At 54.6% G+C, this 21,293-nt stretch carries 17 protein-coding genes; 4 read left to right on the top strand and 13 right to left on the bottom strand.

The window, feature by feature from the left end:
• Positions 1 to 191 precede the first annotated feature (191 nt).
• The 9 genes from sucD to sdhC all read right to left on the bottom strand — a co-directional run bounded on the left by sucD (position 192) and on the right by sdhC (position 11,668).
• The gene (gene sucD, locus B347_RS0106690; protein ID WP_019408932.1) at positions 192 to 1,073 is read right to left on the bottom strand and encodes a succinate--CoA ligase subunit alpha; all 882 of its coding nucleotides are present in this window, start codon (positions 1,071 to 1,073) and stop codon (positions 192 to 194) included.
• Entirely contained in the window at positions 1,073 to 2,239 is a 1,167-nt protein-coding gene (gene sucC, locus B347_RS0106695) for an ADP-forming succinate--CoA ligase subunit beta (RefSeq protein WP_019408933.1), read from the bottom strand. The genes sucD and sucC overlap by 1 nt, the downstream gene beginning before the upstream one ends.
• A 224-nt stretch (positions 2,240 to 2,463) precedes the next feature.
• Positions 2,464 to 3,900, bottom strand: coding sequence for a dihydrolipoyl dehydrogenase (lpdA, locus tag B347_RS0106700; protein WP_019408934.1), 1,437 nt, complete (start codon positions 3,898 to 3,900; stop codon positions 2,464 to 2,466).
• Positions 3,901 to 4,073: 173 nt separating this feature from the next.
• On the bottom strand, positions 4,074 to 5,291 hold the full coding sequence (odhB, locus tag B347_RS0106705; RefSeq protein ID WP_019408935.1) for a 2-oxoglutarate dehydrogenase complex dihydrolipoyllysine-residue succinyltransferase: 1,218 nt from the start codon (positions 5,289 to 5,291) through the stop codon (positions 4,074 to 4,076).
• Positions 5,292 to 5,332: 41 nt separating this feature from the next.
• Complete coding sequence (locus B347_RS0106710; RefSeq protein WP_019408936.1) at positions 5,333 to 8,164, bottom strand: 2-oxoglutarate dehydrogenase E1 component; 2,832 nt, start codon at positions 8,162 to 8,164, stop codon at positions 5,333 to 5,335.
• 260 nt (positions 8,165 to 8,424) lie between these two features.
• Complete coding sequence (locus B347_RS0106715; protein ID WP_019408937.1) at positions 8,425 to 9,129, bottom strand: succinate dehydrogenase iron-sulfur subunit; 705 nt, start codon at positions 9,127 to 9,129, stop codon at positions 8,425 to 8,427.
• Positions 9,130 to 9,140: 11 nt separating this feature from the next.
• Positions 9,141 to 10,916, bottom strand: a complete 1,776-nt coding sequence (gene sdhA, locus B347_RS0106720; protein ID WP_019408938.1) for a succinate dehydrogenase flavoprotein subunit — start codon at positions 10,914 to 10,916, stop codon at positions 9,141 to 9,143.
• A gap of 3 nt (positions 10,917 to 10,919) precedes the next feature.
• Positions 10,920 to 11,288 carry a succinate dehydrogenase, hydrophobic membrane anchor protein gene (gene sdhD, locus B347_RS0106725; protein WP_003446906.1) on the bottom strand — a complete coding sequence of 123 codons (369 nt, stop codon included), beginning with the start codon at positions 11,286 to 11,288 and terminating at the stop codon, positions 10,920 to 10,922.
• Complete coding sequence (gene sdhC, locus B347_RS0106730) at positions 11,282 to 11,668, bottom strand: succinate dehydrogenase, cytochrome b556 subunit (protein ID WP_019408939.1); 387 nt, start codon at positions 11,666 to 11,668, stop codon at positions 11,282 to 11,284. Before sdhC ends, sdhD begins: the two co-directional genes overlap by 7 nt.
• Before the next feature lie 351 nt (positions 11,669 to 12,019).
• Here sdhC and gltA point away from each other — a divergent pair, with 351 nt between their 5' ends.
• A complete protein-coding gene (gene gltA / locus B347_RS0106735) occupies positions 12,020 to 13,309 on the top strand; it encodes a citrate synthase (RefSeq protein WP_019408940.1) in 1,290 nt (429 codons plus the stop codon).
• Positions 13,310 to 13,524: 215 nt separating this feature from the next.
• On the opposite strand, the gene B347_RS0106740 is transcribed toward gltA, so the two are convergent.
• The 3 genes from B347_RS0106740 to B347_RS0106750 all read right to left on the bottom strand — a co-directional run bounded on the left by B347_RS0106740 (position 13,525) and on the right by B347_RS0106750 (position 16,569).
• Positions 13,525 to 15,183: a cation acetate symporter gene (locus B347_RS0106740; protein WP_019408941.1), complete on the bottom strand. Its 1,659-nt coding sequence runs from the start codon at positions 15,181 to 15,183 to the stop codon at positions 13,525 to 13,527.
• Positions 15,180 to 15,491 carry a DUF485 domain-containing protein gene (locus B347_RS0106745; RefSeq protein WP_019408942.1) on the bottom strand — a complete coding sequence of 104 codons (312 nt, stop codon included), beginning with the start codon at positions 15,489 to 15,491 and terminating at the stop codon, positions 15,180 to 15,182. Before B347_RS0106745 ends, B347_RS0106740 begins: the two co-directional genes overlap by 4 nt.
• A gap of 223 nt (positions 15,492 to 15,714) precedes the next feature.
• Positions 15,715 to 16,569: a glycine betaine ABC transporter substrate-binding protein gene (locus B347_RS0106750; RefSeq protein WP_019408943.1), complete on the bottom strand. Its 855-nt coding sequence runs from the start codon at positions 16,567 to 16,569 to the stop codon at positions 15,715 to 15,717.
• A gap of 281 nt (positions 16,570 to 16,850) precedes the next feature.
• On the opposite strand from B347_RS0106750, the gene B347_RS0106755 reads away from it, so the two are divergent.
• Positions 16,851 to 18,407, top strand: a complete 1,557-nt coding sequence (locus B347_RS0106755) for a beta-1,6-glucan synthase (RefSeq protein ID WP_033387327.1) — start codon at positions 16,851 to 16,853, stop codon at positions 18,405 to 18,407.
• A gap of 78 nt (positions 18,408 to 18,485) precedes the next feature.
• Here the strand turns inward: B347_RS0106755 and B347_RS0106760 are convergent, their stop codons facing one another.
• Positions 18,486 to 18,851 (bottom strand): hypothetical protein, encoded by a 366-nt coding sequence (locus B347_RS0106760; protein WP_019408945.1) that lies wholly within the window; start codon positions 18,849 to 18,851, stop codon positions 18,486 to 18,488.
• Positions 18,852 to 19,085: 234 nt separating this feature from the next.
• Here B347_RS0106760 and B347_RS0106765 point away from each other — a divergent pair, with 234 nt between their 5' ends.
• Both B347_RS0106765 and B347_RS0106770 read left to right on the top strand, forming a co-directional pair.
• Positions 19,086 to 20,384: a serine protein kinase PrkA gene (locus B347_RS0106765; RefSeq protein WP_019408946.1), complete on the top strand. Its 1,299-nt coding sequence runs from the start codon at positions 19,086 to 19,088 to the stop codon at positions 20,382 to 20,384.
• Entirely contained in the window at positions 20,377 to 21,165 is a 789-nt protein-coding gene (locus B347_RS0106770) for an MlaA family lipoprotein (RefSeq protein WP_019408947.1), read from the top strand. Before B347_RS0106765 ends, B347_RS0106770 begins: the two co-directional genes overlap by 8 nt.
• The last annotated feature ends 128 nt before the right edge of the window (positions 21,166 to 21,293 follow it).

Below are 21,293 nucleotides of genomic sequence, written 5' to 3' on the forward strand. Positions count from 1 at the left end.
CCCAAAAAGTTGGATGGGTGTCCAACTTTTTGGGGGCAGTTCATCGCTGTAGGAGAGAGCTTGTCTCGCGATCTTTTTAAGATCAAAAGATCGCGAGCAAGCTCCTACCGTTGGTTTTATATATCGCAGAATGCACAAAGGCCACCCGAAGGTGGCCTTTGCTTGGTGTAGCGATCAGTTAAGCGCGAGGCTTATTTGATTGCCCAGCCAGTCAGCTCGGACAGAGCCTTGCCGATGTCTGCCAGCGAACGCACGGTTTTAACGCCTGCGTCTTCCAGAGCAGCAAACTTCTCGTCTGCAGTGCCCTTGCCGCCAGAGATGATTGCGCCCGCATGGCCCATGCGCTTGCCCGCAGGGGCAGTCACACCAGCGATGTAGGAAACAACTGGCTTAGTCACGTGTGCCTTGATGTAGGCAGCCGCTTCTTCTTCAGCCGAACCGCCGATCTCACCGATCATGACGATCGCTTCGGTCTTCGGGTCTTCCTGGAACAACTTCAGGATGTCGATGAAGTTAGAACCCGGGATCGGGTCACCACCGATACCTACGCACGTCGACTGACCAAAACCAGCGTCAGTAGTCTGCTTCACAGCTTCATAAGTCAGGGTGCCGGAACGCGACACGATGCCTACTTTGCCTGGCAAGTGAATGTGGCCTGGCATGATGCCGATCTTGCATTCGCCTGGCGTGATAACGCCTGGGCAGTTAGGGCCGATCAGGGTAACACCCAGCTCGTCGCACTTAACTTTAGCGTCCAGCATGTCCAGGGTAGGAATGCCTTCAGTGATGCAAACGATCAGCTTGATGCCGCCGAACGCTGCTTCAAGGATCGAGTCCTTGCAGAAAGGAGCCGGTACGTAGATGACGCTGGCAGTTGCGCCAGTGGCCGCTACGGCTTCTTTCACGGTGTTGAAAACAGGCAGGTCCAGGTGAGTGGTGCCGCCTTTGCCCGGAGTAACGCCACCGACCATCTTGGTGCCGTATTCAATAGCTTGCTGGGTGTGGAAGCTACCCTGCGAGCCGGTGATGCCTTGGCAGATAACTTTGGTGTCTTTATTGATCAGGACGCTCATTACTTGCCCTCCGCAGCTTTAACTACTTGTTGAGCAGCGTCGGTCAAGCTGGTAGCAGCGATGATGTTCAAGCCGCTTTCTGCCAGTACTTTAGCGCCCAGTTCAGCGTTGTTGCCTTCAAGGCGCACAACCACCGGGATTTTAACGCCGACTTCTTTCACTGCACCGATGATGCCTTCGGCAATCATGTCGCAACGAACGATGCCGCCGAAGATGTTGACCAATACTGCAGCGACATTGCTGTCGGACAGGATGATCTTGAACGCTTCGGTAACGCGTTCTTTGGTAGCACCGCCGCCAACGTCTAGGAAGTTGGCTGGCTTGCCGCCATGCAGGTTAACGATGTCCATGGTGCCCATGGCCAGACCAGCGCCGTTCACCATGCAGCCGATGTTGCCTTCCAGAGCTACGTAGTTCAGTTCGAACTTGGCAGCGTGCGCTTCGCGCGGATCGTCTTGCGACGGATCGTGGAAAGTTTTCAGCTTAGGCTGACGGTACATGGCGTTTGCGTCGATGTTGATTTTCGCATCGAGGCAGTGCAGATCGCCGTCAGTCTTGATAACCAGCGGGTTTACTTCCAACAGGGCCAGGTCGTGGTCCTGGAACAGTTTGGCCAGACCAACGAAGATCTTGGCGAACTGGGAAACTTGCTTGCCTTCCAGACCCAACTGGAAAGCCAACTCGCGACCCTGGAATGGCTGAGCGCCTACCAATGGATCGATCGTTGCTTTCAGAATTTTTTCTGGTGTGTCGTGTGCGATCTTCTCGATGTCCACGCCACCTTCGGTGGAAGCCATGAACACGATACGACGGCTGGAACGGTCAACGACAGCGCCCAGGTACAGCTCTTTAGCGATATCAGTGCACGATTCAACCAGGATCTTGGTGACCGGCTGACCATTGGCATCAGTCTGGTAAGTCACCAGACGCTTGCCCAACCACTGTTGTGCAAAGGCTTTAGCGTCTTCTTTGCTGCGAACCAGCTTAACGCCGCCCGCTTTACCGCGACCGCCTGCGTGAACCTGGGCTTTTACAACCCATTCGGTCCCGCCGATTTTGTCGCAAGCTTCTGCCGCCGCTTCCGGGGTGTCTACTGCATAACCCTGGGATACTGGCAGGCCGTACTCAGCGAACAGCTGCTTACCCTGATACTCGTGAAGATTCATGCTTTTTACCGTCTTCGTTAGGTACTGCGCATTCGGCGCTGCACTTTTATTAGTGCCGCACCACCTGTGACTGCTGCTTGTGCTGCTTTGACAAACCCGATTCGCACGCAGCGACTCGGGCATGGTTCAAACAAGACAAGACTGCGTCCGGCGGAAGTTCCGCGGTGAGGCTTGCTAGCAAGGCTCACGACGGGCAAACCGCCGTGGTTTCTTATTGTCTGGTCTTAACGTTTCTTACGGTTGGCGATGTGAATGGCGCCGCCATTCACTGCCAGCGCTGCTTCATGCAACGCTTCGGACAGGGTTGGATGGGAGAAAACCATCATGCCCAGATCCTCGGCACTGGTGCCGAATTCCATACCGATTGCGCCTTGCTGTACCAGCTCTGCTGCGCTCGGGCCAATCACGTGGACGCCCAGTACGCGGTCAGTTTTGGCATCAGCAATGACTTTTACAAAGCCACCGGTATCGTTTGCTGCCATGGCACGGCCACTGGCTGCGAACGGGAAGGTGCCGACGTTAACTTCAACGCCTTCAGCTTTCAAGGCCTGTTCGGTTTTACCGACCCACGCGATCTCTGGGTGAGTGTAAATAACCGATGGAATCAGGTCGTAGTTCATCTCGGTCTTGTGACCTTTGATGCGCTCGACAACCATGATGCCTTCTTCCGAAGCCTTGTGAGCCAGCATCATGCCACGTACCACGTCACCGATCGCGAAAACGCCCGGCACGCTCGTCGCGCAATGATCGTCAACAAACACGAAACCGCGCTCGTCGATGTTCACGCCGCTGTCAGCTGCCAGCAGTTCGGTGGTGACTGGACGACGACCGACTGCGACGATCAGCTTGTCGAAAGTAATGGTCTGTTCGCCATTGGCGTCGGTGTAGGTCACAACGACTTCTTCGCCGTTAACCTTGGAACCGGTCACGCGAGCGCCCAGCTTGATGTCCAAGCCTTGTTTAGTCAGGGTTTTGTAGGCTTCTTTGGACACGGCAGCGTCAGCAGCCATCAGGAACGTGTCCAGTGCTTCCAGAACAGTTACCTGAGCGCCCAGACGGGACCATACCGAACCCAGTTCCAGACCGATAACGCCTGCGCCGATAACACCCAGACGCTTAGGTACGGATTGGAATTCCAGTGCGCCGGTCGAATCAACGATCACGTTGTTATCAACTGGAGCCGGTGGAATGTCGATCGGACGCGAACCCGAAGCCAGAATCACGTTTTCGGCTTCGATGATTTCAACGCTGCCGTCTGGCTTGGTCAGCTCAACACGCTTGCCGGCCAGCAGTTTGCCGTGGCCTTGCAGGGAAGTGACGCCGTTGGCTTTAAACAGGGTCGCAACGCCAGAGGTCAGGCCTTTAACGATGTTGGCTTTACGGCCAACCATCGCAGGCACGTCCATGTTCACTTCACCGGTGGTGATGCCGTGGATAGCGAATGCATCTTTGGCTTCGTGATACTTCCAGGAGCTGTCCAGCAGCGCCTTGGATGGAATGCAACCAACGTTCAGGCAAGTACCGCCCAATGCCAGTTTGCCTTCCTTGTCGGTGTATTTTTCGATGCATGCAGTCGAAAGGCCCAGTTGCGCGGCCTTGATGGCGGCAACGTAGCCGCCAGGGCCGGCACCAATCACTACAACGTCAAATTTCTGAGACATGGGGAAAGAATCCTCTTTAGCTACAAGCTTTGAGCTGCAAGCCGCGAGTTAAAAACAAAACCACATCAATGGCAGATTTCAACTCACAGCTTGTCGCTGTTTCCTATGAAGTGAGTCTCAAGTCAAGCTGCTACAACGTGCAGCTTGTAGCTTGAAACTCGCAGCTGCTTCTCTTAAATATCCAGAAGCAAGCGTGCTGGGTCTTCCAGCAGGTTTTTGATTGCTACCAGGAAACTTACAGCTTCTTTGCCGTCGATCAAGCGGTGATCGTAAGACAGAGCCAAATACATCATCGGACGGATGACTACCTGACCGTTGATTGCCATTGGACGCTGAAGGATGTTGTGCATGCCCAGAATCGCGGCTTGCGGCGGGTTAACGATCGGGGTCGACATCATCGAACCGAACGTACCACCGTTGGTGATGGTGAATGTGCCGCCGGTCATTTCGTCGATGGACAGTTTGCCGTCGCGGGCTTTTTTGCCGTAGGCAGCGATGCCGCCTTCGATTTCAGCCAGGCTCATCAGCTCAGCGTTACGCAGGACTGGAACCACCAAGCCACGATCGCTGGACACTGCAACACCGATGTCGGCGTAGCCGTGGTAAACGATGTCGGTGCCGTCGATCGACGCGTTCACAGCCGGGAAGCGCTTCAGCGATTCGGTAGCAGCTTTAACGAAGAACGACATGAAGCCCAGGCGTACGCCGTTGTGGGACTTCTCGAACTGATCCTTGTACTTCGAACGCAGTGCCATGATTTCGGTCATGTCGACTTCGTTGAACGTGGTCAGCATCGCCATGTTCGACTGAGCTTCTACCAGACGCTTGGCCACGGTAGCGCGAACACGGGTCATCGGAACGCGTTTTTCAACACGGTCGCCAGCAGCGAACACCGGTGCCGCTGCTGCTGGAGCAGCAGCCTTGGCAGGTGCAGCAGCCGGAGCGGCTTTCTTGGCAGCAACAGCAGCTACCACGTCTTCTTTAGTCACACGGCCGCCTTTGCCAGTACCGGCAACGGAAGCAATGTTGATACCGTTTTCTTCAGCGATCTTGCGAGCAGCAGGCGCCGCCACTGGATCATCTTCGCCATCAGCAGCCGGGGCAGCAGCTTGAGCAGCCGGTGCAGCAGCGGCCGGAGCGGCAGCAGCAGCGCCACCTTCAACGATGGAGCCCAGCACTTCGTCGGACAGAACAGTGTCGCCTTCGTTCTTGACGATAGCGCCCAGTACGCCGTCAGCAGTTGCCAGAACTTCCAGCACTACTTTGTCGGTTTCGATGTCAACGATCAGGTCGTCACGCTTTACAGCGTCGCCTGGTTGCTTGTGCCAGGTGGCAACGGTGCCATCGGCAACCGACTCCGGAAATGTTGGGGCTTTGATCTCGATAGCCATGTTCTTTGGTTCCTTAAATTCGGTTTCAGTGCGCGAAGGCGTTAAACAGTGAACGCGTCTTGCAACAGTTTTGCCTGTTGCTCAGCGTGCATCGATGCGTAACCACAAGCAGGTGCAGCAGAAGCGTCACGGCCCGCGTACTCAAGTACGAGAGATTTATCGTGACCGCTAATAATGCGGCGCATGTGATGCTGGCTGCAGTACCAGGCACCCTGGTTCATCGGCTCTTCCTGACACCAGACAATATGCTTGGCGTTTTTGTACGGAGCCAGGACTTCAATCAAGTCGTCCTCAGGGAATGGGTACAGCTGCTCAAGACGCACGATGGCGATGTCATCACGACCTTCGGCACGGCGTTTTTCCAACAGATCGTAGTAGACCTTGCCGCTACACAGCACGATACGACCGACGTTGGCCGGATCTTGTGCATCGATTTCTGGAATAACGGTCTGGAACGAACCTTCGGCCAGATCTTCCAGTGTGGAGACTGCCAATTTGTGACGCAGCAACGACTTCGGTGTCAGGACGACCAGCGGCTTGCGCAGCGGGCGGATGACCTGACGGCGCAGCAGGTGGTAGATCTGCGCTGGAGTGGTTGGTACGCACACCTGAATGTTGTGCTCGGCACACAGTTGCAGGTAACGCTCAAGACGTGCAGAGGAGTGCTCTGGGCCCTGACCTTCGTAGCCGTGTGGCAACAGCATGGTCAGACCGCACAGGCGACCCCACTTGTGCTCGCCGCTGGTGATGAACTGGTCGATAACAACCTGAGCACCGTTAGCGAAGTCGCCGAACTGGGCTTCCCAAATAACCAGAGCATCCGGCGTGGTGGTCGAATAACCATATTCGAACGCCAATACCGCTTCTTCCGACAGCAGCGAGTCGTACAGGTCAAAGCGAGGCTGACCTTCGAACAGGTGCTTCAGAGGAATGTAGGTGCCAGCATCTTTCTGGTTGTGCAACACCGCATGACGGTGCGAGAACGTACCGCGACCGATGTCTTGACCGGTCATGCGAATCGGGTGACCTTCGAACGCTAGGGTCGCGTATGCCATGGTTTCGGCATAACCCCAGTTGATCGGCAGTCCGCCGGCTTGCATTTTTTGACGGTCTTCGTAAATCTTCGCTACCTGACGCTGAACCACGAAGCCTTCTGGAATTTCCAGCAGCTTGGCCGACAGTTCTTGCAGGGTTTTGAGATCGAAACGCGTGTCATGGCGCGCAGTCCAGGCGTGGCCCAGGTACGGACGCCAGTCAACGAACAGCTCTTTGTTCGGCTCTTTGACCAGACTTTTCACAACATGCAGACCATTGTCCAGCGCGTTGCGGTATTCGTCGATCTTGGACTGAACGCGCTCTGCGTCAACCACGTTTTCTTGCGTCAGACGCTCGGCATACAGCTCACGGGTGGTGCGCTGCTTGGCGATTTGCTGATACATCAACGGCTGAGTACCGTTTGGCTCGTCAGCCTCGTTGTGACCGCGACGGCGGTAGCAGAACAGATCGATAACCACGTCACGCTTGAACTGCATGCGGTAATCAATTGCCAACTGAGTCACGAACAATACGGCTTCCGGATCATCACCATTTACATGGAGGATCGGCGCCTGGATCATTTTCGCGACATCGGTGCAGTACTCGGTCGAACGAGAGTCTTCCGGGTTGCTGATGGTGAAACCAACTTGGTTGTTGATCACCAAGTGAACGGTACCGCCAGTCTTGAAGCCGCGGGTTTGCGACATCTGGAAAGTTTCCATGACCACGCCCTGACCTGCGAATGCAGCGTCACCGTGGATGGAAATAGGCAGTACTTTTTCGCCAGTAGTGTCGTTACGACGGTCTTGGCGCGCACGTACCGACCCTTCAACCACTGGAGAAACGATTTCCAGGTGGGAAGGGTTAAACGCCATCGCGAGGTGAACTTCGCCACCCGAGGTCATGACGTTGGAGGAGAAGCCCTGGTGGTATTTAACGTCACCGGAACCCAGCTCGATCTTTTTCTTGCCTTCGAACTCGTCGAACAGGTCGCGCGGGTTTTTACCGAAGGTGTTGACCAGTACGTTCAGACGACCACGGTGGGCCATACCGATAACGATTTCTTTGGTGCCGTAGTTGCCCGAACGCTGGATCAATTCGTCCAGCAAAGGAATCAGGCTCTCGCCGCCTTCCAGACCGAAACGTTTGGTGCCCGGGTACTTGGTGCCCAGGTACTTCTCCAGACCTTCAGCCGCAGTAACGCGCTCAAGCAGATGGCTTTTGATTTCGGCTGAGTAGCTCGGACGGCCACGTACGCTTTCGAGACGCTGTTCAAACCAGTGGCGCTGCTCGGAATCGACGATGTGCGTGAACTCGGCGCCGATGGTGCGGCAATATGTCTGCTGCAACGCTTCGAGAATTTCGCGTAGGCTCGCTTCCTCTTTGCCGATATACAGGTCGCCGGCACGGAAGGTCGTATCAAGATCGGCATTGGTCAAGCCGTAATGATTGATCGACAGGTCTGCAGGTGCAGGACGCTGCCACAGCCCCAGCGGGTCAAGCTGGGCTGCTTGGTGGCCACGCATCCGATAGGCCTGGATCAATCGCAGCACTTCAACCTGCTTCTTCTCATGCTCACTGCTCACGCTCCCGGCAGATACCGGTTGAGCGCGGCGCTGGTTCTTTGCCAGCAGCACGAAATGGTCGCGGATCGTGGAGTGCGAAACATCGTTGGCAGAGTTGCCGTCAGTAGGCAACGTCTGAAATTTGGTGCGCCATTCTTCTGGCACAGCGTTAGGGTCGTGCAGGTAGAGCTCATAGAGCTCTTCCACATAGGCAGCGTTACCACCTGAAAGATAGCCGCTGTTCCACATGCGCTGCATCACGCTTTCTTGCATGCTTGGTCACCCTCGGTTAGGGGACACCATCGGCGAAAACACCACAGCACGCTTGAGAAAGTCCGAATACAGCGACTAAAACAAGCCACTTAGGATCACGCTGATAGTCCGGGTACCAGCCCGGATGCCCCTGCTGGTCTCATTTCTTCAAAATAAGAGCCGCAACTTTGTGAGCTGCTGCTCAGGTTATAACTACGGCGCCGGTTGAAGCCTGCGCCGTAGCATCTACGGGTATAACGGTGTTGCGTTACAGCTTTGAATCACACGCCGCTATGCAGCAGCATGCTACGCACGTGACCGATGGCCTTAGTCGGGTTCAAGCCCTTCGGACACACGTTTACGCAGTTCATGATCCCGCGGCAGCGGAATACGCTGAACGGATCATCCAGTGAAGCCAGACGCTCGCTGGTCTTGGTGTCACGGCTGTCAGCCAAGAAACGGTAGGCTTGCAGCAGTGCAGCAGGGCCCAGGAACTTGTCCGGGTTCCACCAGAAGGACGGGCACGAAGTCGAGCAGCAAGCGCACAGGATGCACTCGTACAGACCGTCGAGCTTTTCACGCTCTTCTGGCGATTGCAGACGCTCAATGGCCGGGGCCGGAGTATCGTTCTGCAGGAACGGCTTCACCTTCTCGTATTGCTTGTAGAAGATGCTCATATCGACGACCAAGTCACGGATAACCGGCAAACCTGGAAGAGGACGAACGATCAACTTGTTACCTTTGACAACGGAGGACAGCGGCGTTACGCACGCCAAGCCGTTTTTACCGTTGATGTTCATGCCGTCGGAGCCGCAAACACCCTCACGGCAAGAGCGACGATAGGAGAAACCTTCGTCCTGCTCTTTGATCAGGGCCAGTACGTCCAACACCATCAGGTCTTTACCGTGGGTATTGACCTGAAACTCTTGCATGAACGGCGCGGAGTCTTGATCCGGGTTGTAGCGATAAACACTGACTTTCAACATATCGGCCACCCTTAGTAAGTCCGAATCATAGGTTCAAAGGTCGGAACGGTTTTCGGCGAGAAGTTCACCGCACGCTTGGCTACGCGCTTGTCACCCGGGAAGTACAGGGTGTGGCACAGCCAGTTAACGTCGTCACGATCTTCGAAGTCTTCACGGGCGTGAGCCCCGCGCGATTCTTTACGCACTTCAGCAGCGATTGCAGTCGCCTCAGCCACTTCGAGCAGGTTTTGCAGCTCAAGGGCTTCGATACGGGCCGTGTTGAACGCTTGGCTCTTATCGTTGATTTTTACGTTGGCGATGCGCTTGCGCAGATCAGCCAACTGGGCAATACCCTTCTGCATGTATTCGCCAGTACGGAACACACCGAAGTAGTTCTGCATGCAGCTTTGCAGCTCTTTACGCAGAGTCGCCACGTCTTCGCCATCAGTACGTGAGTTCAGGCCATCCAGACGTGCGAGGGCAGCGTCGATGTCGGACTGACGTGGGCGCGCGTAATCAACACCTGCTTTCAGCGTCTGCTCTAGGAAGAGGCCTGCGGCACGACCGAATACCACCAGGTCGAGCAACGAGTTACCGCCCAAGCGGTTAGCACCGTGAACCGATACGCACGCCACTTCACCTACTGCGAACAGGCCAGGGATGATCTGGTCGTTGCCGTCGGCGTCCTGAGTGATTGCCTGGCCATGAATGTTGGTGGCAACGCCGCCCATCATATAGTGGCAAGTTGGAACAACCGGGATCGGCGCCAAGGCTGGATCGACGTGAGCGAAGGTCTTGGACAACTCCATGATGCCTGGTAGACGGCTGTGCAGAACTTCTTCACCTAGGTGATCAAGTTTCAGCATTACGTGGTCGCCATCTGGACCGCAACCGTTGCCCGCGATGATTTCTTTAACCATCGAGCGCGCAACTACGTCACGACCTGCAAGGTCTTTAGCGTTCGGAGCGTAACGCTCCATGAAACGCTCGCCGTGCTTGTTGATCAGGTATCCACCTTCACCACGGCAACCTTCTGTAACCAGTACACCTGCGCCGGCAATACCGGTTGGGTGGAACTGCCACATTTCGATGTCTTGGACCGGTACGCCTGCGCGCAGGGCCATGCCGATACCATCACCCGTGTTGATCAGGGCGTTGGTAGTCGAGGAGTAGATACGGCCTGCACCGCCAGTCGCCAATACGGTGGCGTTAGCGCGAACGTACGAAGTCTCGCCGGTTTCGATGCAGATAACGATCATGCCGACAAAATCGCCAGCTTCGTTTTTAACCAGATCGACACCGTAGTATTCGTTGAGGAATACAGTGCCAGCTTTGAGGTTGGCTTGGTACAAGGTGTGCAGCAGGGCATGACCAGTACGGTCAGCAGCAGCGCACGTACGCGCAGCCTGACCACCTTTACCGAAGTCCTTAGACTGACCGCCGAAAGGACGCTGATAGATACGGCCTTGCTCGGTGCGGGAGAACGGCAGACCCATGTGCTCAAGCTCAAACACGGCTTCCGGGCCTACAGAACACATGTATTCGATAGCGTCCTGGTCACCGATATAGTCGGAACCCTTGACGGTATCGTACATGTGCCAGCGCCAATCATCGTTTGGATCCGCAGACGCGATCGCGCAGGTAATACCACCCTGAGCCGATACGGTGTGGGAACGAGTAGGGAAAACCTTAGTGATTACAGCAGTCTTATGACCGCCCTGAGCCAGCTGCAACGCAGCACGCATGCCTGCACCGCCGCCGCCAATGATGATGGCGTCGAACGAAAGTGTATTAACTGTGTTAGCCATGAATCAGATACCCCAAAGAATCTGCACACCCCAGACGAAGTAAGCGAACATTGCAACGCCGCAGACTGCCTGGAAGAGGAAACGTACTGCTGTCGCGGACTTGCCCAGCGCCATTGGCGTCAGGTAGTCAGTCGCGATGGTCCACATGCCGACCCAGGCGTGAGCGCCCAGAGCAACCAGGGCCAGCAGACTGAAGATACGCATCCAGTTGCTTGCGAACAGTTCGTGCCATTGGGCGTAGCCAATGCCAGGGTTCGCAACGAGGTATCCGATCAGGAAAATGAAATAAGCCGCTAGAACGACCGCAGACACACGCTGTGCCATCCAGTCATAGAGGCCCGAACGCGATAGGTTCGTAACGCTGGTTACCATATCCAAACTCCTGCCAGAACAATCATCACTACGGAAATGACGATTACGATTTTCGAGCCCAGCTTGCCGCCTTCCAGCGTCTCACCGATGCCCATATCCATGATCAAGTGGCGCACACCGGCAACCAAGTGATACAGCAAGGCAGATAGCAGGCCCCATGCAATGAATTTGGCCAGCGGGCTGGTCAAGCATGCCTTCACCTCAGCAAAACCTTCTTCTGAACCCAGGGATTTGCTCAATGCATAAAGCATGAAGCCCAGGCCGAGAAAAAGAATGATGCCCGATACGCGGTGCAGAAACGACGTAACGCCGGTGATGGGGAGTTTGATGGTCCTTAGGTCTAGGTTTACAGGTCGTTGGCTATTCACGGCTTTTTTCACACTGAAGAGCCCCTAACAATCAGGGCAAGTTTGTTGGGATGCGCACTGGTCAGGTACCCACCACCCGGGAGTGACGACCCCCATCTAAACAGGCCCAAAAGCCTCTGGCGGTCGGCTGCCGAGTATAGACAGTTAGGTCGCTAATGACAACGCAATCACCTCCCCCCTAATAGCTCATTGCGCTTGCGCTATAAAAGGCGTAAACGGCAGAGATATTCGCGGAAAATGACTCCCCAAAGCCTTGTACAGCAAGACTTTAGGCAAATTGACATTCAAATTTATCTCACTATAGTGGTGCGGGCCCTGCGTGGGGGGTCTGTCTGATGATTTCAAGCATAAATAGGAGGCCACATGGCTGACAAAAAAGCGCAGTTGATCATCGAGGGCGCTGCCCCCGTCGAGCTGCCCATTTTAACTGGCACCGTTGGTCCCGATGTAATCGATGTGCGAGGCCTGACGGCCACGGGCCGGTTTACATTTGACCCAGGCTTCATGTCGACCGCGTCCTGCGAGTCGAAGATCACCTATATTGATGGTGACAACGGTATCCTGCTGCATCGCGGCTACCCGATCGAACAACTGGCCGAACACTCTGACTACCTTGAAACGGCCTATCTGCTACTGAACGGCGAACTGCCGACCGTAGAACAGAAGGCTCAGTTTGTCAGCACCGTGAAGAACCACACCATGGTTCACGAGCAGTTGAAGACGTTCTTCAACGGCTTCCGTCGTGACGCCCACCCGATGGCGGTCATGTGCGGTGTAGTCGGTGCACTCTCGGCCTTCTACCACGACTCCCTGGACATCAATAACCCGCAGCATCGCGAAATTTCTGCGATCCGTCTGGTTGCCAAGATGCCAACCCTAGCAGCGATGGTTTACAAGTACTCCATGGGTCAACCCATGATGTACCCGCGTAACGACCTGAGCTACGCCGAAAACTTCCTGCATATGATGTTCAACACACCGTGCGAGATCAAACCGATCAGCCCGGTGCTGGCAAAGGCTATGGATAAGATCTTTATCCTGCACGCCGACCACGAACAGAATGCCTCGACGTCCACCGTTCGCTTGGCAGGCTCTTCGGGCGCCAATCCGTTCGCCTGCATCGCTGCGGGCATCGCTGCACTGTGGGGCCCTGCCCACGGCGGTGCCAACGAAGCGGTTCTGACCATGCTCGACGAAATTGGCGATGTATCCAACATCGACACGTTCATCGCCAAGGCCAAGGACAAGAACGATCCATTCAAACTGATGGGCTTTGGTCACCGCGTTTATAAAAACCGCGACCCACGCGCCACAGTAATGAAAAAGACCTGCGACGAAGTGCTTAAAGAGCTAGGGATCAAAAATGATCCGCAACTCGAACTGGCCATGCGCCTGGAAGAGATCGCTCTGACCGACCCGTACTTCATCGAGCGCTCGCTGTATCCGAACGTCGACTTCTACTCGGGGATCATCCTCAAGGCGATTGGCATTCCGACCAGCATGTTCACCGTAATCTTCGCTCTAGCGCGGACAGTCGGTTGGATCTCACACTGGAAAGAAATGCTCTCCAGCCCGTACAAGATTGGCCGCCCACGCCAGCTGTACACCGGCTACGAGTCGCGTGACATCACCAAGCTTGAAGACCGCAAGTAAGACCAGTCATTCCACGATAGCGTCTTAGCTGCACCGAATACGGCCTCTATCTAATAGAGGCCGTATTTTTTTGTGCCCACAAAAACCAAACCAATTTCGTAGAAGTTGCCATAAATGTCGCCGTAAATAAAAAATCCCCCTGCCTCACGACAGGGGGATCTCATTAAACAGACCGCTACTAACTTGCAGCTTGCAGCTAAAAACTCTCCGCTGCTTTAGTGATCAACCGCCCCGCTTGCCCCAAGACCGGTTTGCGAACGCACAAACTGCGGGAAGAACAACGCACGCTCTTTCTCTGCCGACTTTGACTTATCGGTAATAGAGAAGAACCAGATACCCGTAAACGCAATGATCATGGAGAACAGTGCTGGGTATTCATAAGGGAAGATCGCTTTTTCATGATGCAGGATCTGTACCCAGATGGTTGGGCCCAGGATCATCAAGCCAACAGCACTTATCAGACCCAACCAGCCACCAATCATGGCGCCGCGCGTGGTCAGGTTTTTCCAGTACATCGAAAGCAGCAGCACTGGGAAGTTACAGCTCGCCGCGATGGAGAATGCCAGACCCACCATAAACGCGATGTTTTGGCTTTCAAACAAAATGCCCAGGCCAATCGCCAGCACACCAAGAGCAACGGTGGTGATTTTGGAGACGCGAATTTCTTCTTTGTCGTTAGCCTTGCCCTTCTTGATCACACTGGCATACAGGTCATGAGAAACCGCCGATGCACCCGCCAGTGTCAGACCCGCAACCACCGCCAGAATCGTGGCGAAGGCTACTGCCGAGATAAAGCCCAAGAAGATGCTGCCACCCACCGCGTCCGCCAAATGCACGGCCGCCATGTTGTTACCACCCAACAAAGCACCTGCTGCATCTTTGAAGGCCGGGTTGGTGCTCACCAGAATGATCGCGCCGAAACCGATGATGAACGTCAGGATGTAGAAGTACCCGATAAAGCCAGTGGCATAGAACACGCTCTTACGGGCTTCTTTCGCATCACTCACGGTGAAGAAGCGCATCAGAATGTGCGGCAGACCAGCAGTACCAAACATCAGCGCCAAACCGAGGGAGAATGCCGAAATCGGATCCTTCACCAAACCACCCGGGCTCATGATCGCCTCACCTTTAGGGTGAATTTTTACCGCTTCAGCAAACAACGAGTTGAAATCAAAGTTAACGTGTTTCATCACCATCACGGCCATGAACGTCGCGCCGGAAAGCAGCAACACCGCTTTGATGATCTGCACCCACGTGGTTGCCAGCATGCCGCCGAACAACACATACAGGCACATCAGGATGCCCACCAAAATCACCGCAACGTGGTAATCCAGGCCGAACAGCAGTTGAATGAGCTTGCCCGCCCCTACCATTTGCGCGATCAGGTAAAACGCCACCACCACCAGCGAACCGCAAGCAGACAGCGAGCGGATCTGGGTTTGACCCAAGCGGTACGAGGCAACGTCAGCAAAGGTGTACTTGCCCAAGTTACGCAGGCGTTCTGCAATCAAGAACAAGATGATTGGCCAGCCGACCAAGAAGCCGATCGAATAGATCAGACCATCGTAGCCAGAGGTGTAAACCAGCGCGGAAATACCCAAGAAGGACGCTGCAGACATATAGTCGCCGGCAATCGCCAGGCCGTTCTGAAAGCCCGTGATCTTGCCGCCCGCTGCATAGTAGTCCGCTGCCGACTTATTACGCTTCGATGCCCAGTAAGTGATGCAAAGGGTCGCGCCAACAAACACGACGAACATGATGATCGCCGAGATATTAAGCGGTTGTTTTTGCACTTCGCCCGTCAGGGCATCAGCTGCCCAGACCGCCGGTGCAAAGGCAGCAATGCCCAGTGTTGCTAATAGACGCCCGATCATTGCCCCGCCTCCTTGAGAATCGCCTTGTTCAGCTCATCAAACTCGCCATTGGCCCGACGGACATAGATACCGGTCAGAATAAAGGCCGAAAGAATCAGCCCAACACCGATCGGAATACCCCAGGTAATAGACGACGTAGGGCTCAACTTAGCCCCCATGATGTGCGACCCATAAGCAATTAACAGGATAAAGGCGGCATACAACCCAAGCATGATTGCCGAGAGAATCCAGGCGAATCGTTCTCTTTTTTTGACCAGCTCTTTAAAACGCGGGCTGTTTTGAATCGAGAGGTAGATGCTGTCGTTCATTATTTTTGTCCTCGCAGCACAGATGAGATGGAACGGTTTCACTATTAGGGGGCTTGAAAATCTAAGCCAGACGACTTTAGTAGTAGAACCCCAAACTCTCTGTAGCCCTCGTATTCTCTAGTCTGCGTGGACGTTGACATCATTGCGCCAGCGTTAGACACAAAAAAACCGCCTGTTAAAAAAACCAGGCGGTTCTGTGTACTGCGAGCTAGACGCTTCGCGATTATTTAGCGGTCCACTCAGCGACGCGCTCAGGGTGTTTAGCAACCCAGTCTTTAGCGGCGGCTTCGGGCTTCGCGCCCTCTTGAATGGCCAGCATTACTTCACCAATTTCGTCTTTTGAATCCCAAGAAAAATTCTTCAAGAAAGCGGCCACTTCAGGGGCTTTTTTATTCAGCCCTTCACTGCCAATACTATTAACCGTTTCCGCGGCTCCAAAAACACCTTTAGGGTCGTCCAAGAAGCGCAACTTCCACTTAGCAAACATCCAGTGCGGCACCCATCCAGTGACAACAACGGGTTCTTTTTTAGCATAAGCACGCCCAAGCTCAGACGTCATTGCAGCTCCGGAACTCGCCTGCAACTTGTAACCCAAGCCATAGTCCTTGATAGCCTCGTCAGCTTTCAACATCACACCTGAACCGGCGTCAATCCCGACAATCTTATTTTTATAGCCTTTATCGTCTTTCAAATCGGCAATCGATTTGGCTTCAACATACTCCGGCACGATCAAACCAATTTTTGCGTCTTTAAAGTTGGGACCGTAATCAACCACTTTGTCTTTATTCTTGGCCCAATATTCGCCGTGCGTCACGGGTAGCCAAGCCGACAACATCGCATCAAGCTTGCCGGTAGCAACGCCCTGCCACATGATTCCGGTGGCAACCGGCATCAGTTTCACTTCATATCCCAACTTCTGCTTAATAACCTCTGCTGCCACAAACGTCGTGGCAACGCTGTCAGACCAGCCGTCCACATAACCAATATTGAGGGTAGGCTTGCTCTCGGCACTTGCCAAACCTGCACTCATCGCCAGCACCAAGGCAGCTCCCGCGCTCAAAAGTCGTCGCATCTTCATCTATGATTCCCCACAGTGCTGGGCCCGACGAGTGCCGGACCACTTCAGGATTTAAGGGTTATATCGGCACACCGACATAACATGCACCTTGATCATCAACCTCGCCCGCTTACCGTCCTGCTCTCACGACGACGCTTAGGCAGCCACGAGCGACATCACCAGCAACTCCCTGCACGTTGCTCGCACGCCCGACTGAACTTTGCATGTCAAAATTATACGGAGCCGCTCCCCTTCGCTGATTGCAGGTAAGATGCGCGGCTTTGTTCTTATACGGCCTGACCATGTCTGCGACTGCCCGATTTGCTGTGCTGCCTTATCTATTTGCCTGCTTGCTGGGTGTGTTTGCCATTGCCGGTTTTTGGTATGGGCTGGGTCAGCCAGTAATATTGCCCGATGCCGCCACCCCCACCCATAAGCTGCAATGTGCGTCCTATACACCGTTTGATAAGGACCAATCCCCGTTCGACCAGCCATTCGTGCCACGCATCGAACGCATGGATGCCGATCTGGCGTTGCTCGCTACGCGTTTTGAGTGCATTCGTACTTACTCGCAGACCGGCCTCGAAGCCTTGCCTGATCTGGCCCGTAAACATGGCTTGAAAATCATGAGCGGCATCTGGGTTAACGGAAATGAGGCTGACACTCAAAAAGAAATCAGCGCCCTAGTCGCATCCGCCAACGCCAACTCAGATGTCGTCAGCGCTGTGATCGTCGGCAACGAGACCCTGCTGCGCAAAGAAATCACGGCTTCGAAGCTGGTCAAATTGATCGAGCAAGTTAAAAGCCAGGTCAAACAACCTGTGACCTACGCCGATGTTTGGGAGTTCTGGTTGCAATACCCGGAGGTCGCACCAGCGGTGGACTTCCTGACCATTCACCTGCTGCCTTATTGGGAAGATGATCCTGCAGGTATCGAGCAGGCCATCAACCATGTCGCAGAAATTCGCCAAGTGTTTGGCAATAAATTCGCGCCCAAAGACATTCTTATCGGCGAAACTGGCTGGCCAAGCGAAGGACGCCAGCGCGAAACCGCCCTGCCGAGCAGAGTCAATGAAGCCAAGTTCATTCGCGGCTTTGTCACCCTCGCCGAACAAAACGGCTGGAAGTACAACCTGATCGAAGCCTTCGACCAACCCTGGAAACGTACCAGTGAAGGCGCTGTAGGCGGTTACTGGGGATTGTTCGATGCCGACCGCCAAGACAAAGGTATTCTTGCCGGCCCCGTCACCAACCTGCCGCACTGGCCGGCCTGGCTGGGCTTGGGCATAACCCTGTTTCTCGGCACCTTGATCATCGGCGGGCGTGCGCGTACCACTCGCTCAGCCCTGCTGCTGCCCGCTTTAGGCGCCGTGGCAGGATGCAGCATCGTGGGTTGGGCCGAATTAGCCTCGGTTACCAGCCGCTTCGTAGGGGAATGGACATGGGCCGGTGCGTTGATAGCGCTTAATCTGATCGTACTTGCCCACGGCGCTTTGGCACTAGGGCAAAAAGAGGGTTGGCGGGGGCGCCTGTTTAACCTGCTGGAACGCCATGGTGGCTGGTGGCTGGCTGCGGCGGGCTTCGCCGGCGCGGTCATGATGCTGGGCCTGGTATTCGAACCGCGTTATCGCAGCTTCCCAAGTGCCGCACTTATCTTGCCAGCACTGGTCTACCTGCTGCGACCCGTGACAGGACCGCGCCGAGAATTCGGTCTACTGGCGTTTATTATTGGTGCGGGCATCCCACTGCAACTGTACCGCGAAGGTTTGAATAATGAACAAGCCTGGGGCTGGGCACTGGTGTGCGTATTGATGGTTATCGCACTGTGGAGTAGCTTGCGCACGCCATCCCCGACATAAACCTGTGTAAGAGCGAGCTTGCCTCGCGATCTTTTGATCGTCTAAAGATCGCGAGCAGCGCCTGCTCCGACTCAATGTTTAAACCTTTGCCACCCGAACCAGACGCAACCCTGCAATCACAACTGCAAATACCGCCAAGCTGGCGTTGTACAACGCCAATGCCGGAAAGCCGAACAGCAAGGCCAGCACCGCCAACCCACTGCCAAAACGTCCGCGCACAAAAAAAGCAATGACTGACGTTACCAGCGCCGCCCAGCCCATGACCCTGAAATGAATCAACCAGCCCAGGCTCGAACGCAACTGGCATTCCCAGCGCATAGCCTCGGCAACACACGCCCCCACCCATTGAGGGTCTTCCATAAAGCCGTAACGCAGGCCATAACTGGCCGCTAGCCAAACAGGCAAGGCGATTAGCAGCAAGATCAACGGCAAACGAGGACGCATATAAAACTCCAATAGACAAAAAGCGGCGCCCAGCTTAATCGCCCCTATTGGGTATGCAACCCTTGCAAACAGATAACTGTTCACTAAAGTCATTCAACGTGTATCTTCAGCTAGCTATTTGCCTGCTAGGTACAGTCTTGGGGATATATTTAGTGTCAGATCATGGCACTTCGACTGTAGCCCTGCGGTCATAGCCTGCGAATCTTCTCCGCTCCTTCTCTAGGGATAGTCGTCATGCTTCGTTCTCTGCCCCTCGCCGCCTTGCTCTGCGGCCTTATTTTGAGTGCGTCCGCACAGGCGGTCGATGTCGACCCCGCAACGTATGGCTACCCCCTTAAAAATCCATTTGAGGCCACGATTGCCACTACTCCGCCGGAGATGCGCCCGCTGCTTCCGAGTGTAGATGACATCCGGCAGTCGGATTACACCCTGCAGTTACGCCCGGAGCGCGAGTTCACGCTGCCAGCCAACTTCTGGGCAGTTAAAAAGCTCACATACCGGATGGCCAAGCAAAACCACCCTGCACCCTTGATGTTTCTAATTGCAGGCACTGGCGCACCCTACGACAGCAGCCTCAACGAATACCTGAAAAAACTCTTCTATCAAGCTGGCTACCATGTGGTGCAACTGTCATCACCCACCAGCTATGACTTCATGAGCTCGGCCTCACGCTTTGCCACGCCGGGTATCAGCCAATATGACGCTGAGGACCTGTACCACGTGATGCAAGCCGTACGTGCGCAACAGGCCAACGTTCCGGTTACCGAGTATTACCTTGCCGGTTATAGTCTAGGCGCCCTAGACGCAGCCTTCGTCAGCCACCTTGATGAAACACGTAAAAGCTTCAACTTCAAAAAAGTTCTGATGCTCAATCCCCCGGTCAACCTCTACACCTCTATTAGCAACCTCGACAAACTGGTACAGACCGAAGTTAAAGGCATCAATAACAGCACCACGTTCTACGAGTTGGTGCTGAAAAAACTCACGGAGTACTTCAAACAAAAAGGTTACGTCGACATTAATGCCGCGCTGGTCTATGACCTGCAGAACTCCAAAGAACGCCTAACCAACGAACAGATGGCGATGCTAATCGGTACCATGTTCCGCTTCTCCTCGGCCGACATTGTGTTCACCTCGGACTTGATTAACCGCCGCGGCCTAATCACACCGCCCAACTACCCGATTACCGAAGGCACTAGCCTGACGCCGTTTCTCAAGCGCTCGCTGCAGTGCGACTTCGATTGCTACCTGACTGAGCAAGTGATCCCTATGTGGCGTGCCCGGACCGACGGCGGCAGCTTGTTGCAACTGATCGATCAAGTCAGCCTGTATGCCCTGCAGGACTATCTGAAAAACAGCCCAAAAATTGCCGTGATGCACAATGCTGACGACATCATCCTAGGCCCTGGCGATCTTGGATTTCTGCGTAAGACATTCGGCAACCGCTTGACCGTCTACCCGTACGGGGGTCACTGCGGCAACCTCAACTACCGCGTTAACGCCGACGATATGCTGGAGTTCTTCCGTGGCTAAACATCTTTTGCTTCTCGCCGCCTTACTCAGCGCCGGCTATGCCCAAGCAGATAACAGCAAGGCCAATACCGAACCAACCCATGATGTGGACGGCTTTACGCAGCCGTTAAAATTGTTGAAGTTCAACCCCGGTCTAGATCAGCGTGAGTTTGAGCGCGCAACCCTGAATGCGCTGAACGTCTACGACCCACTGGAATCGATAAATCGCCGTATTTATCATTTCAACTACCGCTTCGATCAATGGGTATTCCTGCCCGTAGTGGACGGCTATCGCTATGTTACACCGAGCTTTCTGCGTACCGGTGTGAGTAACTTCTTCAACAACCTTGGCGATGTGCCAAACCTGTTTAACAGCTTGCTGCAACTCAAGGGCCAGCGCTCGATGCAAACGACCGGGCGCTTGCTGCTGAACACAACCTTGGGAATTGGAGGACTGTGGGACCCCGCTACCGCCATGGGCTTACCACGCCAGAGCGAAGACTTCGGGCAAACACTAGGGTTTTATGGCGTGCCAGGAGGTGCGTACTTGATGCTGCCGATCTTGGGCCCGTCAAATCTGCGTGACACCACAGGACTGGTGGTCGACTATGGCGCCAATCAAGAAATCAACTTCCTGAACGTACCCCACGAGAGCACCCGGCATCCTGAAATCTGGGTGTTACAAGCCATCGATAAACGCTACAACACCAGCTTCCGTTATGGCCAATTCGATTCGCCATTTGAATATGACAAGTTACGTTACATCTATACTGAAGCACGAAAGTTGCAGATCGCTGAGTAACGCATAAAAAAATTTAGGCAGGCAAACACACTACCCCCCTGCCTAAAACCCCTCACAACGTCAAAGGAGCTAATGGCGCATCAACCTTTAAAATTAAAAACACAATAAAGGCAAAATCGCCATTTGCT

Source organism: Pseudomonas psychrophila HA-4 (genome assembly GCF_000282975.1).
GTDB classification, from domain to species: domain Bacteria; phylum Pseudomonadota; class Gammaproteobacteria; order Pseudomonadales; family Pseudomonadaceae; genus Aquipseudomonas; species Aquipseudomonas psychrophila_A.